This is a genomic window from candidate division TA06 bacterium, assembly GCA_016208585.1.
GTDB lineage: Bacteria > Edwardsbacteria > AC1 > AC1 > EtOH8 > UBA5202.
In genome coordinates, this window is the sequence record JACQXR010000073.1 from 1 (window position 1) to 14119 (window position 14119).

General features: G+C 52.2%; 13 protein-coding genes. 12 read left to right on the forward strand and 1 reads right to left on the reverse strand.

Features of this window, described 5'->3' with window-relative positions:
- A partial coding sequence (locus HY768_05610) for a hypothetical protein (GenBank protein ID MBI4726686.1) occupies positions 1 to 434 on the reverse strand: 434 nt, incomplete at its 3' end.
- Between the two features lie 385 nt (positions 435 to 819).
- Between HY768_05610 and HY768_05615 the strand changes: the two genes are divergently transcribed.
- The 12 genes from HY768_05615 to HY768_05670 all read left to right on the forward strand — a co-directional run bounded on the left by HY768_05615 (position 820) and on the right by HY768_05670 (position 13473).
- A complete protein-coding gene (locus HY768_05615; protein MBI4726687.1) occupies positions 820 to 1851 on the forward strand; it encodes a family 10 glycosylhydrolase in 1032 nt (343 codons plus the stop codon).
- Between the two features lie 53 nt (positions 1852 to 1904).
- The gene (locus HY768_05620; protein ID MBI4726688.1) at positions 1905 to 2171 is read left to right on the forward strand and encodes a DUF4405 domain-containing protein; all 267 of its coding nucleotides are present in this window, start codon (positions 1905 to 1907) and stop codon (positions 2169 to 2171) included.
- A 325-nt stretch (positions 2172 to 2496) separates the two neighbouring features.
- Entirely contained in the window at positions 2497 to 3747 is a 1251-nt protein-coding gene (locus HY768_05625) for a GNAT family N-acetyltransferase (protein MBI4726689.1), read from the forward strand.
- A gap of 149 nt (positions 3748 to 3896) precedes the next feature.
- A complete protein-coding gene (gene ychF / locus HY768_05630) occupies positions 3897 to 4991 on the forward strand; it encodes a redox-regulated ATPase YchF (protein MBI4726690.1) in 1095 nt (364 codons plus the stop codon).
- Positions 4992 to 5037: 46 nt separating this feature from the next.
- A complete protein-coding gene (locus HY768_05635) occupies positions 5038 to 5820 on the forward strand; it encodes an acyltransferase (GenBank protein ID MBI4726691.1) in 783 nt (260 codons plus the stop codon).
- Positions 5821 to 5962: 142 nt separating this feature from the next.
- A complete protein-coding gene (thiL, locus tag HY768_05640) occupies positions 5963 to 6961 on the forward strand; it encodes a thiamine-phosphate kinase (GenBank protein ID MBI4726692.1) in 999 nt (332 codons plus the stop codon).
- Between the two features lie 25 nt (positions 6962 to 6986).
- The gene (gene glnA / locus HY768_05645) at positions 6987 to 8405 is read left to right on the forward strand and encodes a type I glutamate--ammonia ligase (protein MBI4726693.1); all 1419 of its coding nucleotides are present in this window, start codon (positions 6987 to 6989) and stop codon (positions 8403 to 8405) included.
- A gap of 35 nt (positions 8406 to 8440) precedes the next feature.
- A complete protein-coding gene (locus HY768_05650) occupies positions 8441 to 10375 on the forward strand; it encodes a T9SS type A sorting domain-containing protein (protein ID MBI4726694.1) in 1935 nt (644 codons plus the stop codon).
- Positions 10372 to 10905, forward strand: coding sequence for a TlpA family protein disulfide reductase (locus HY768_05655; GenBank protein MBI4726695.1), 534 nt, complete (start codon positions 10372 to 10374; stop codon positions 10903 to 10905). Before HY768_05650 ends, HY768_05655 begins: the two co-directional genes overlap by 4 nt.
- Before the next feature lie 4 nt (positions 10906 to 10909).
- On the forward strand, positions 10910 to 12082 hold the full coding sequence (locus HY768_05660; protein ID MBI4726696.1) for an Omp28-related outer membrane protein: 1173 nt from the start codon (positions 10910 to 10912) through the stop codon (positions 12080 to 12082).
- A 105-nt stretch (positions 12083 to 12187) separates the two neighbouring features.
- On the forward strand, positions 12188 to 13150 hold the full coding sequence (locus tag HY768_05665) for a radical SAM protein (GenBank protein ID MBI4726697.1): 963 nt from the start codon (positions 12188 to 12190) through the stop codon (positions 13148 to 13150).
- Entirely contained in the window at positions 13147 to 13473 is a 327-nt protein-coding gene (locus HY768_05670) for a hypothetical protein (protein ID MBI4726698.1), read from the forward strand. Before HY768_05665 ends, HY768_05670 begins: the two co-directional genes overlap by 4 nt.
- Positions 13474 to 14119: the final 646 nt, after the last annotated feature.

Consider the following 14119-nt stretch of genomic DNA (forward strand, 5'->3'; position numbering starts at 1 on the left):
GCCGGGTTGGCCAGTCGGGCCAGGACGCAGCTCTTCAAAATGCCGTTCCATCGCTCATCGGCGCGGCGGGAACCGAGGATGTTGCCAAACCCCAGGTCATCGTATAGTTTGCCGAACACCTCGCCGATACCTTCGATGATCCGCTGCTCCTCGCGTAGATTCTTGACCACCACCGTGTCGGCGGTTTCCTGTTTGGGCTTGGATGATCCGTAGATGTCTTCGGGCGCCACCAGGGGCAATACCGGCTGCCGTTGGTTTTCCACCTCGACCAGGATGGCTTGGGCCAGTTGTTTGAGGGCTTCTATTTCGGTATCGGTAACGGCCTGGCCGATATGGCGGACGATCTTTTGATGGACCTTGTCCCCGCGGCGATAGGTCTCAACAATCTGAATCGCCTTCTTGCCGTTGGCTTTTTCTTTGACTCGTACAAACATGCCGGATTATAGCACAAACAAGCCCGCTTGTCAAGTATTATTTTCTCTGGGGCACTACATTTAGAGATGCTGAAATCCTTGCCGAAATACCAATAGGTTACAGTCGCCAGCGAGAAATAAGTGTCGAAGTCAGGAGAAAGGAACTACCATGAGAATAATACCTTTATTAAAGATTATTCTTGTCAAATACCGGTAAAATCTAAAACGCCGTTTTAGAATGAGGCGCAAGGCAAATAATACCTTGCGCCTTTTTTGTTTTTATTGTATGATTACAACAACGATAAATACTTTTCAACAATTCATGCTTTCTTGCAAAAAACACTTATATTTTCTCACTTTAGCATTAATACTCCTTCCTGCATCAGCCTTTTCTCAAGTCAAGGGCATGTGGGTGGTGCGCTATTCCCTGACCACTCCGGCCAGCGTCAAGAAGATCGTCCGCTCGGCCCACCAGGCCGGCATCAACCACCTGTTCGTGCAGTTCTTCGCCAAGGGCGAGGCCCACTACAATTCCCGGACCCTGCCCACCGCCGCCTGCGTCTCCAGGGACTTCGATCCCCTGGCCCTGATGCTCAAGGAGTGCAAGGCTTACGGCATCAAGATGCACGCCTGGATCAACGTCTATTTCATCTGGTCTTCCGATCAGACACCCCGGGACCGAAGGCATGTTTATTTCAGGAACAAAAGCTGGTTTGCCGCCGACAGCGAGGGCCGCTCGCTCAAGGATTACGGCCAGCGGGAGCTGACCAACAAAAATCTGGAAGGGATCTTCCTTTCCCCGGCCAATGCCGAGGTCAAGCAGTATCTAAGGGAACTGGTGCGGGAGATCCTTTTCAAATACGACGTGGACGGCATCCACTTGGACTATGTGCGCTACGGCAATCTCAACTATTCCTACGACCTTTCCAGCCGCAACGCCTTTTACAGCCAGTATAAGGTGGACCCCATGGCCTTATTCACCGGGGACCCGGCCTTAAAGCCCTACTGGGATACCTGGTACCTGTGGCGGATGTACAACATCTCGGACCTGGTCTCCCAGCTTAAGATGGACATCATCAAGTTCAATCCCTGGGTGAAACTCTCGGCCGCGGTCAAGCCCGACCCTGACGAAGCCCGGCTGGATTTCGGTCAGGACTGGCCATCATGGCTCTTGAACCGCTGGGTGGATTTCGTGGTGCTGATGGATTATTCCCAGGACACCCCCACCGTGCTGCGGCTGGCCCGGAAATCCATACGCTACCAAGGGGCGGGCCGGGTCTACGTGGGGCTGGGAGCTTGGCGCGACAGCATGGAGGGGATCATGGAGAAGACCCGGGAACTGCGGCGGGCCGGCATCAACGACATCGTGCTTTTTTCCTACGACGGCCTGGCCCAGCGGGGGATCAGCTTTGAGGAACTGAAAGACAGAGGCTTCTAACAGTGAACAATTGACAATGAACAATGAACGGTAAACAGTAAATGTAGGTTATCATGAATAAACAGAAAACGCTGAAATGGCTGAATCTGGCGCTGTTCGTGTTGTTTGCCATCCAGGCGGTGACCGGGGTGCTGGCTTTTGCCGGGTTGCTGGAGAATGCCGAGGCCGCCGGGGAACTCCATATCTACGCGGGTCTGGCCATGGTCATAGTTGCAGCGGTCCACCTTTGGCTCAATTGGGGCTGGGTGAGGCTCAACTTCTTCAAGAAATACGGGACATTTAACCACAAAAGGCGCAAAGGACAAAATAATCACGTTTAACGTTATTAGGTAGTAACGTTATTGCGCTTTTGTGCTTTTTTGTGGCCAATTCTTATAAAATGATAGTCCCCTTCGTTCAGGGAGCCAAAAGTTAATTACGAGGGAAGTGTGAAAAGATGCTCGTGACTAATATAAAACACAAGGACTTGTCATTCCCACGCAGGCGGGAATCCAGTACAACCACCTATGGATACCTGCCTTCGCAGGTATGACACTAGCAAGCGTGTAACGCAATCAATCATATTGTTTTAACACAATTCAAGAGGTCGTTTTCCTGAACCAATGGGACAGTCATTTCCTATAAAATCAAAAATCAGGGAGCAGTATGAGCCAGATAAGACGGCTGTTTGAAGAGGACCTTGAACGCTATGTCGACATAGTGGCCGAGGCCTATCCCGGCTTCAAGATCGTTTCGCCCGAGGACAAACAGAAGCTAAAAGAACGGCTGGTAAAACAGCAGGAAGACGACCCCGGCATAAGCTTCTGGGGACTGTTCCGCGACGAAAAGATGCTGGGCGGGATGCGTCTGCACGACCTTAATCTGCAGATGTACGAAACCCAGATCAAGGCCGGCGGGGTGGGCATGGTGGCGGTGGACCTGCTCCACAAGAAGGAAAAAATCTGCCGGGAGATGATTGCCTACTTTCTGGGACACTATCGCCAGAAGGGATACAACCTGGCGGCGCTTTATCCCTTCCGCCCGGATTTTTACAAAAAGATGGGGTTCGGCTATGGCACCCGGGCCTGCCAGTTCAAAACCCGGCCAGACCAGTTGCCCAAGGGTAATACCAAGAGTCATGTCAAGCGTCTGGAAACCGGCGATCTCAAAGAGTTTTTGGCTTGCGCCCGGCAGTTTGGGCGGGAGAGCCACGGGATGATGGAAAAGACCCAGGCCGAGGCCGAGACCCTGCTGAAAAGCCCGGAGTCCAAAGTCTATGGTTATAAAAAGGCCGACCAGGTGTTGGGGTATCTGGCATTTTCCTTCAGGCCGGCCGACGCCAATTTCCTGCAGACCGAGATGGTGGTGCGGGAGCTGGTTTACCAGGACCCGGAGGTCCTGATGGAGCTGATGACCTTCCTGCATAGCCAGGCTGACCAGATCAAGCAGATCGTCTTCATCACCCAGGACGAGCACCTGAACTGGCTGTTCGGCGACATCCGGGACGGCTCGGAGAACATGATCCCGCCGCTGTTCCAGCAGACCGCCACGGCAGGCTACGGGATGATGTACCGGGCGCTCACCGTCAGGAAACTGCTGGAGGAGATGCCGGGCCATAATTTCGGGGAACAAAACTGCAAGTTGAAGCTCAACATCGCCGACAATTTCCTGCCGGCCAATGCCTGCGAGCTGGTAGCGCAGGTGGAATTTGGCGCCCTGACGATAACAGACGAACCGGAATTTGACGTGGAGGTCTGGTTAGACGTTTCCGAGTTCTCCTCGCTGCTGATGGGAGCGGTGGATTTCAAGACCCTGCACCGGTACGGCCTGGCCCGGATCTCCGACCCGGCCTACCTGAATACGGTGGACCGGATATTCAGGGTCCAAAACAAGCCTGTCTGCTACACCTATTTCTAACCTTTTTGACAAAGCATCACTGCCCGCCAATTATTCGGGGCTTTGTTTTATGCTTGAATGCGGCATTATATTGTGATAAAATAAAATTTTAGGACTTGTAATATCCGAACTAATTTGCTGGCATCAATAAATCAACCAAAGGAAATATTTTGCAATTAGGCATCATGGGACTGCCCCGGTCGGGCAAGACCACCATCTTCAACGCTTTGACTAAATCCTGTATCAAGGTGGGCGGTTTCTCGACAGGACTTCGACACGCTCAGTCCGCTGTCTCGAAATCCGCCTGCGACGTCCACCTGGGCGTAGTCAAAGTGCCGGATCCCAGGTTAGACAAGCTGACCGCCATGTTCAACCCCAAGAAGAAGGTGCCAGCCACCATTACCTACGTGGACATCGGCGGCATGGCCAAGGGGGGTTCCGATTCCGGCGGGCTGGGAACCGAGTTCCTGACCCAGATGCAGAAGATGGACGCCATGATCCTGGTGCTGCGCGGGTTCGCCGATGTCTCCGGCGCCCCAACCCCGGTGGATGATTACCAGACCATAGCCACCGAGCTGCTTCTTTCGGACCTTTCCCTGGTAGAGCGGCGGATCGAGCGGGTCAAGACCGATATCAAAAAAGTAAAGCGGCCGGAGCTGGAGAAGGAACTGGCGATACTGGAAAAATGCCGGGTCCAGCTGGAGGCCGAAAAGCCTTTGCACGCGCTGGATCTGTTCCCGGAAGAATCCAAAGCCCTCCGCAGTTTCCAGCTTTTGACCGAGAAGCCGCGGCTGCCGGTGTTGAATTATGAGGAAGGAACAGATTTCGCCGCCCTGCAGAATTCCCTGGCCGCAGCCTGCGGCGGCGAAGCCACCGCTCTGTGCGGGACCATCGAGATGGACATCGCCCAGATGTCGGACGAGGAGGCCAAGGAATTTCTGGCTGAGATGAAGATCTCCGAGCCGGCCCTGAACAAGATGATCCGCACCTCGTACCGGCTGTTGGGTCAGATCTCCTTTTTCACCGTGGGCGAGGACGAGTGCCGGGCCTGGACTATTCCGATGAACACCAAGGCCCCCCAGGCGGCCGGGGCCATCCACTCCGACCTGGAACGGGGATTCATCCGGGCCGAGACAGTTTCCTATGATCACCTGACCGAATCCGGCTCCTATGCAGCCGCCAGGGAAAAGGGCTATGTTAGGCAGGAAGGCAAGGAATACCTGGTCAAGGACGGGGATGTGATCAATATTAAGTTCAATGTCTGAAATCTCTAATGTCGGGACACGGCACGCCGTGTCCGTACAGGAATAAATGAAGGCCGGCTTCGTGCAATTCAACCCTGCTTTCGGGCAGGTCAACAAGAATCTACAGACCATAAACCGGATGGTCACTTCAGTCAAGGCCGACCTGCTGGTGCTGCCGGAGTTGTGCCTGTCCGGTTACAATTTTGTCTCAAAGGACGAGGTCCGGCAGTTGGCGGAAACGGTCAATGGGCCTTCCATAAAATCCCTGAAACTGCTGTCCAAGAAAACCGGAACCATTCTGGTGGCGGGATTCGCCGAGAGGTCCGGGAACAAGATCTACAACTCGGCCATCCTGATCCGCTATTCGGGAAAATCAGACATCTACCGCAAGACCCATCTGTTCTGGAACGAGAAAAAGTGGTTCGCCCCGGGCGATACCGGATTCAAAGTTTTCTCCGCCGGCCAGGCCAGGATCGGCATGATGATCTGCTACGACTGGTTCTTCCCGGAAGCCGCCCGCAGCCTGGCCCTACAGGGGGCTCAGATAATTTGTCATCCGGCCAATTTGGTTCTGCCGCATTGCCCCCGTTCCATGCCGGTGCGGGCGCTGGAGAACAAGGTGTTTACCATCACCGCCAACCGGGTGGGCCGGGAAAAGCGAGGGCGGCACGATCTGCATTTCATCGGGCAAAGCATCATGGCCGGCCCGGATCAAAGCATTCTGGCCTCGGCCGCTGGTGAAAGTGAAGCCGTCAGAGTGATTGACATCGACCCCAAAGTAGCGGATAATAAGAGGGCGACCCCGCTGAACCAACTGTTTCGCGATAGACGTCCGGAATATTATGTTTGAAACGTTCAAAATGGCCTGCCCTGAGCAAAAGCTGACATGCCCTAAGAACGAATGGGTTGGAAACGTTATAAAAGTTGAAAAAAAATCTTACCATAAAACTCTCTGTCTTTGTGTCACTTTGATAAACTCAGTACACCGCTCTGTGGCAAAAAAAATATCCGACATAGGTGAGTTCGGCCTGATCAAACGGATTAAAAAAACGGCGGGAAGTATCCCTAAAAACAGGCGGGTATTGCTGGGTGTAGGCGACGACGCCGCATTGTTCAAAATATCCCCCGGCCAGGCCTGCGCCGCCACCACCGACGCCATGGTGGAGGGGGTCCACTTTGATTTGAGATATACCTCTTTCTACGACTTGGGCTACAAGGCCATGGCGGCCAATCTTTCCGACATAGCGGCCATGGGGGGGAAACCTTTACTGGCGTTAGCCTCGCTGTCTCTTCCCTCCCAAACAAGTATCAGGGCCATAGATCAGCTATATGCCGGAATGAAAACACTGGCAAAAAAACACCGAGTGGTTATCGCCGGCGGTAATATCGTCAAAAGCCGGGAACTCTCTATAACCCTGACCCTGTTGGGAGAATGCCATCCCGAAAATATAGGGTTGCGTTCCGGCGCCAAAGTTGGCGATGCGGTGCTGGTCACCGGTGATCTGGGGGCCAGCCAGGCGGGACTGGACATATTAAATTCAAAATTCAAAATAAAAAATAAAAAAATAGCGGAAAAGCATCTCAGGCCGCAGTCCAGGGTCCGGGAAGCTTTGATACTGGCGGACAATTTTAAACTGCACGGGATGATCGACATCTCGGACGGGCTGGCCTCGGAGCTGCACCACCTGTCGCAGTCCAGCAAAGTCGGCGTCATCATAGACCAGGGAGCCCTGCCGGTGGCCGCTCAGGCAATCGCCATCGGGCAAAAGCTGGGACGGGATCCCCAAAAATATTGTCTTTACGGCGGGGAAGAATATGAACTGCTTTTCACCCTGCCGCCCCTTGAAGCCTTAAAGGCAAAGGCCATGATTCAAAAACAGGGTACCGCCTGCGCCATAATCGGACAGGTGGTCAAGGGCGCCCAGGTCAACATTATTTCCCAAAACGGCAAAACCGAAAAATTAAAAAACCAGGGTTATACCCATTTTTAAGTTTAAAAAAAAGCGGGAGACAAAAATGACCTTAAAGCAGATCTTCTCCGTGGCCCAAAAGAACAAGGTGGAATTCGTGGCGGTAAAATTCGTGGACCTGCTGGGCAAATGGCACCAGATCACGGTTCCCTCCCACGAACTGAAACCGGATCTTTTTCAGCGCGGCCGGGGGACAGGCTTCGACGGTTCCAGCGTGGCCGGCTTTACCCAGGTCAAGGCCGGGGACATGATAGTGATCCCGGTCCCGAAGACCGGTTTTATGGACCCCTTTGCCCAGCTCCCTACCCTGACCTTTCTGGGCGACGTGATAGACGTGGCCACCGGAGAAAAGTTTGACCGCAATCCCCGCTATATCGCGGAAAAAGCCGAGCAGCATCTGATCAAAACCGGATACGCTCCCCAGAGCTTCTGGGGACCGGAGTTTGAGTTTTACCTTTTTGATTCGGTCCGTTACCGGAACCTGGCCCAGCACAGTTATTTTGAAGTGGATGCCCGGGAAGCCCATTGGAACAGCGGCCGGGACGAAGGTCCCAACCTGGGGAACAAGATTGCCCACAAGGGCGGCTACCATGCCGCCCCGCCCCATGACCGTTTTTTTGATTTCCGCTCCTCGCTATGTAAGACCATGGAACAGTGCGGGGTGCCGGTGAAATACCACCATCACGAAGTGGGCGGGGCCGGCCAGATGGAAATAGAAGTGATGTTTGACACTTTGACCAAAATGGCCGATAGGGCCATGCTGGTAAAATACATCGTCCGCAATGCCTGCTTCCAGGCCGGGCTGACCTGCACCTTCATGCCCAAGCCCCTGTTCGGCGAGCCTGGTAGCGGGATGCACGTCCACCAGTACCTGGCCAAGGATGGCAGCTCGCTGTTCTACAAAAAGGGCGGGCTGGTGAACATGTCCGAGCTGGCCCTGCATTATCTGGGCGGACTGTTGAAGCACGCCCCGGCCCTGCTGGCCTTCACCAATCCCTCCACCAATTCCTACCGCCGGCTGGTGCCGGGTTACGAGGCTCCGGTCAGATCCACCTACTCGGTGGGCAACCGCACTGCGGCGGTAAGGATCCCCGGCTATCTAACCGATCCCAAGACCAGGCGCTACGAATTCCGGCCTCCCGACGCCACCTGCAACCCCTATCTGGCCTTTGCCGCCATGCTGATGGCGGGGATCGACGGCATCAAGAATAAAATCCACCCGGGCCAACCGCTGAACAAGGACCTGTTCAGCCTGTCCAAGCAGGACCTGGAAAAGATACCGACCCTGCCCGCTTCTCTGCCCGAGGCTCTGGAAGCTCTGCGCCGCGACCACCAGTTCCTGCTGCAGGGCGGAGTGTTCAACCAGGACCTGATAGACATTTGGATCCAGCTCAAGAGCGAGGAGTCGGAGGCCCTGGCCTCAAGGCCGCATCCCTATGAATACGAACTTTACTACGACTGCTGAAAGTGTAAAAAACATAAGTTAGAAAAGGAGCCAAAATGAAAAACCTGAAAACGAAAAACCTGAAAACGATCGCAGCTGTTTTTATTGTCCTGTTGACAGCGTCAGCAAATCTCAACGCCAGCCAGAGGGTGGTGGTGGCCGAGGATTTCACGGCTACTTGGTGTAGCTACTGCCCTGATGCTGCCAAGGCGTTGGACAGCCTCTATCGGGTGGCGAAGGATTCATTAGTGGTCATCGCCTACCATCCCTCAGCGTCAGACCCTTTTCAGACCTTACCCTCAGTTGATCGGGCTAACTATTACAACTTAGAGTTTTATCCGACAGTATTTTTTAGCGGTGGATATACCAGTTCCCCTTCAACCGTAGTCGGAAGTTTTGGAGCCGGCACTTATGATACTTTCCGGGTAAGATTTGATAGTATAAAAACAATATCGAGCCCATATGAAATGGGACTATCATTTATCAGTTATGATGACCAGGCCAAGAGCGGGAATCTTTTAATAAAAATCAGAAATACTTCAGGAGTGACCCAAAACGGAGTCTTACAATTCGTTGCCCTGGAAAGGGGTATTCCTTATGCGTGGCAAACTATGAGTGAGATAGATTTTCTGGTTCGGGACATGATCCCCGATGCCAATGGTGAAGCTGTCTCAATTCCGGCAGGGGATAGTATTGCTATAGTTAAGAATTTCAACATAGGCCAGGGGTGGGCTTTTGGTAATTGCATGTTTGCCGCTTTCATCCAGACCGATGACCATTTGATTGTGCAGGCCGCCCAATCATCCATTGGGCCTTGCCTTATAACGGAGAACAATGTTTTATCGGAAGCGACCGGGAACAATAACGACTTTTACGAACCGGGGGAGACTGGCACTATTGCGGTTTGGGTCAAAAGCAAATGGGCTGATGTTCAGGGGGCCAAAGTAAGCATTACCAGCACCGATACTTTTATTAACATTACCAATGGAGTATTCAACATCGGCACCATGTCCGAAGGGGATACCGTCAATAATCAAACAACCCCTTTCGAGTTTCAGGTATTGCCGAATGCCGATATGCCCGAAGGCCATTTGGTGACGATCAAAATATCCAATGAAGTATATTACCCGAACCTGAATGATACTGTTATCGTATATGAAGATTCGGTGAAGTTTATGGTTGGCACTCCGGTAACGACCTACACCGAAAACTTTGAAAGCGGGCTGGGCAACTGGCTGGCCGGCTCCACCGTCTATACCGCCGGTATAGACTGGGACACCACCACTGCGGAATACCATAGCCCCAATACTTGCATCACCAATGCTAAGAATATTAATTATGCCAACAAGCAGAACCGCTGGATCAGGATGCTGAACCCGCTGGATCTGACCGGTTATTCATCGGCCGTTTTGACCTGGTATGAAAAATACGATGTTGCAGCCGGGGATTTCTGCCGCCCCGACGTTGCTACCGACAGCGCCGGCGCTGTCTGGAGCACCCTGGTGACGGGGTACAACGGCTCGGCCGGCTCCTGGCAGGCCCGCAAGGTGGACATTACCAATTACTGCAACAACAAGAAATATTTCCGGCTCAGGTTCAGGCTTAGCACCGACACCGTGAATGTGGCCAAGGGCTGGTCGGTGGACGATATAGCCATTGACGGCTACCTGAAAACCGGGGTAGAGGGAGAACCGGTCAATAACGCCCCACCGGTATCCATTCAACTATTCAATGCTTATCCCAACCCCTCCGGCAAAACATCTGCTATCAGTTACCAGATATCTTCAACCCAGCCGGTGAAATTAAATATCTATGACATTACCGGCCGGTTGGTGAAAAAACTGGCGGATGAAAAACAAAATCCAGGGAGATACCAGTTGATTTGGGACGGCACCGATAATCAGGGGCGAAGAGCCGCTACCGGCGTGTATTTCTACAGCCTGCAGACTGCCGAAGGAAGACAGTCTAAAAAACTGATATTGGTGAGATGAGAATAATAAAAACCTTTATCATCTGCCTGGGGCTGGTCACGGCGGTTTTTGGGACGGAATGCTCAGGGATCACCGGCAGCCTGAAATTCAGGACAACTGACGGTAAAAAAATATCGTTGGAAAAGTTGTTGAAGCAAGGCCCTTTGGCGATCTCCTTTTGGGCCACCTGGTGCCATCCCTGCCAGGAGGAACTGAAACACCTCCAAAACTTGCATCAGGTTTATGCCGACAGCGGAATAGGCTTTCTGGCGGTCAGTATTGATGAAGCCAAAAACCGGCAGAAGGTCAAGTCGCTGATATCGGGGAAAAAGATAACTTTGCCGGTGGCTCTTGATCCCGAACAGGAGGCCATGAAGGCCTTTGGCCTGACCGATGTCCCCGGTCTGTTCATCTTGGACCAGCAGGGAAACATTCTTTACCGGCACTTGGGATATAAGCCCGGAGATGAGTTGATGCTGGAAGAAGAGATAAAGAAAATCATCCAGCGCCCGGCTTTTGGTGACACCCTGGCTACACCCGAATCAAAATGATCGAATGACGAAGAAAAATATAATAATATTTTTTCTGCTGGCGGTCCTGGGCGGATGCGGGAAGAAGCTGCCGACCCCCTCCGAAAAGGCCGGGGAGCAGGCCGGCGTTCCCCGGAGGGTCTTATTAGAGCTTTTTACCACTACCTGGTGCACGAACTGTCCCGTGGCCGATAGCGCTGCCTGGGCTTTAGCTATGGAATCGGGAACTGACATAACTTTGGTAGAATACCATTTTACAGTTCCGGGAAGTGCCGATCCATTTATTTTTAACCAAGCCGATCTACGGGCGGCTTTCTACGGTATCGACGCCCCGCCGGTAATGGTTTGCGACGGTCTGTCTTTGTTGGGTGGCGCAGTAGAGTATGAGAGGACTTATCAGGATTATAAAACAGCTTTCAGCAACCGCCTGCTTTTAAAAAGCCCTATTTCAATCAACCTAAGCGGTCAAGCGCAGAACGGCGTCATAGATTATCATCTGGAGATAACGCCCCAGCAAAACATAATCCAGACCGACTTGCGGCTTTTGCTGGTGGTGATGGAAGACTCCGTCACCTATAATGCGCCCAACGGCCTGGACCTGCACCGGTTCGTGGCCCGGCAGATCATTCCCGATTACCAGGGGACGTCCATTGCCTTAAATTACGGGACAACCTTCACCAAGGATGGTTCCATTGCTCCGGATTCCGGATGGAACATGAACCGGCTGCACCTGGCGGCCTTTGTCCAAAGCTATGCCACCAAAGAAGTGCTACAGTCGGCCCGGCTAAGCCTATCGCTGCCGGCCTACGATTTTACGTTGACCGCGCCGGAGACCGTCAAAACGGTGAATAAAGACAGCACTGCGGAATTCGGTTTTAAGATAAAGAATATTGGCACCGTGGCCGATTCAACTTACTTAAGTTTCCCCGACAGCTTATCAACATTAGGGGTGCCGCCGATATTTTGCGACAGTGCCGGGTATTGTTATGGCCCCACTAAATGGACCAAGAAGATATTGCCGGGAGATTCTTTGACGAATTTTGTAATTCATGTCTCTGATTCCAGTTTTGGTTATAAAACATTCGTTTTAGCCCTGACTTCTAAAAATGCGCCGACGGTTAAAAGGTATTTAACTTTTCATATTGATGTGGTTTTGTTGCGCAAAGATTGTAAAAATACAGCATCCCCAGATAAATAGATGATTAGACAGCAACCTTATATGACACCGGCATACCTAATCGTCTTATGTATGTCGGCCGTACTTCGCCTTGACTTTGCGCCGTTTCTTTGCTATATTTGACCGGTGAGGTTTGAACCGGCTTACATCCGCCTGCACCGTTCAGGACAGCTTAAGACCAGAAGCCAGGAAGCCCGAGGCCTCATGGCTTCGTGTCAATTGTGCCCCCGGCAGTGCGGCGTGAACAGAATGGAGAACCAGAAAGGCTTTTGCCGCAGCGGCCGGTTGCCCATTGTTTCCAGCTATAATGCTCATCTGGGCGAGGAACCGCCCATCTCGGGCGCCAAAGGCTCGGGCACCATATTTTTTTCCAATTGCAACCTGGCCTGCGTTTACTGCCAGAACTGGCCGATCAGCCAACTGGGACAGGGACAGGAAGTGTCTTTTGATCGCCTGGCCGGGATGATGCTGGAATTGCAGGAGCGGGGCTGCCACAACATCAACTTCGTCACGCCTTCGCATATGACGGCCCAGATTCTATTGGCTCTGCCTAGAGCCATCGAGCAGGGCTTCAACCTGCCTCTGGTCTACAATTCCAGCGGATACGATTCCCAAAATTCCTTAAAACTTATGGACGGCGTGGTGGACATTTACCTGCCCGATATCCGCTACTGCGACCCGGAAGCGTCTAAAAAATACTCGCAGGCTTCGGACTATCCCGCGGTCTGCCGCGATGCTCTCAAGGAAATGTGGCGCCAGGTCGGGGAACTCCAAACCGGCCAAAACGGTCTGGCTCAAAGGGGAATGATAGTTAGGCATCTGGTCCTGCCCAACCGGCTTTCCCAGACCAGGGAAGCATTGACATTTTTAGCTCAGGAAATTTCTCCTTTAGTTCATCTTTCTCTGATGGCCCAGTACTTTCCCGCCCATCAAACCTCCGCCCTGCCGGAGATAGACCGCTGTTTGACCATCGAAGAATACCGGCAGGCCCTGGACTGGCTGGATGAGATGGGGCTGGAGAACGGGTGGCATCAGGAGATAGACGGCAGCGGGGGAGGGCCGGCGGATCGGATAGTAAGGGATCGATGACCAAAAAATGCTGGGAAGAAGTCCACTGCACCAGGGAAGACTGCCCAGTTAAAAAGAACCAGGAAGATTACTGCTGGCTTTCCGGGTCCAGGGTTTGCCTAGACGGACAGACCAGGGACATCCGGGAGCGCCTGCACCAGTGCTGCCGAGACTGCCCCCATTTCCAGAAAACCCTGGAGCGCAGCACCGGCAGGCGACTTACCGACGCTTCCCTGCTCCGGTACGCCAAGGCCAAATACGGGCCTAACAGTGCAAAAATCAGCGAATTTGTCTCCAAAACCGAAGGAACAAGACCCAAAAAGACCAAAAAGACGGCTCAATAGGCGGTTATTAGGGCTCAAAAATTGATTTATAACGGATAACTGGACGATGGACGTTCTAAAACAATATGTTTTTGAGCAAATCTAATGTGATTGAGAGGTAATCCATATGTCTTAGGGCAAAAAACAATGTATTTACGAGACAATCCATGTGTCTTAAGACAAAAGACAATGTGATTACGAGGTAATTCATATGTGCCTTAAGGCAAAAGACAATGTGATTACGAGATAATCACTGTGTCATAAGCCATAATCCATTATGATTGCCGGAAAATCCCAATGAATTGGGAGGCAATCCGTTTGTTTTGGGCAAAAGCTTGAAGTGGTTTTGGGATAAGGCATTTGGATTGGGAAAAAAGCCGATGGAAAATAGACGAAACAAATGGGCAAAGCCAGTATGGGCAATAGCGCCAAATAGTTTGATAGTATAGGAATTTCCATTTTTACTGTTTATGGTTCAAGGGCTTATAAACTCACACATACTAATTACCGCTTTTCATTATAACGTGGCTTTGTTGCGCAAAGATTGTAAAGATACAGCATCCCCTGATAAATTGATGATTAGACAGCAACCTTATATGACACCGGCATACCTATTTGAGCCAGGCGGTTGAGAATGGCACATCCAATTCTGACTTCGGTTTTTTGA

Coding starts and splice junctions, on each gene's coding strand:
- glnA (MBI4726693.1), top strand. CDS start 6,987: ATGACCTTAAAGCAGATCTTCTCCGTGGCCCAAAAGAACAAGGTGGAA.
- HY768_05650 (MBI4726694.1), top strand. CDS start 8,441: ATGAAAAACCTGAAAACGAAAAACCTGAAAACGATCGCAGCTGTTTTT.
- HY768_05635 (MBI4726691.1), top strand. CDS start 5,038: ATGAAGGCCGGCTTCGTGCAATTCAACCCTGCTTTCGGGCAGGTCAAC.
- HY768_05660 (MBI4726696.1), top strand. CDS start 10,910: ATGACGAAGAAAAATATAATAATATTTTTTCTGCTGGCGGTCCTGGGC.
- HY768_05620 (MBI4726688.1), top strand. CDS start 1,905: ATGAATAAACAGAAAACGCTGAAATGGCTGAATCTGGCGCTGTTCGTG.
- HY768_05615 (MBI4726687.1), top strand. CDS start 820: ATGTGGGTGGTGCGCTATTCCCTGACCACTCCGGCCAGCGTCAAGAAG.
- HY768_05655 (MBI4726695.1), top strand. CDS start 10,372: ATGAGAATAATAAAAACCTTTATCATCTGCCTGGGGCTGGTCACGGCG.
- HY768_05625 (MBI4726689.1), top strand. CDS start 2,497: ATGAGCCAGATAAGACGGCTGTTTGAAGAGGACCTTGAACGCTATGTC.
- HY768_05670 (MBI4726698.1), top strand. CDS start 13,147: ATGACCAAAAAATGCTGGGAAGAAGTCCACTGCACCAGGGAAGACTGC.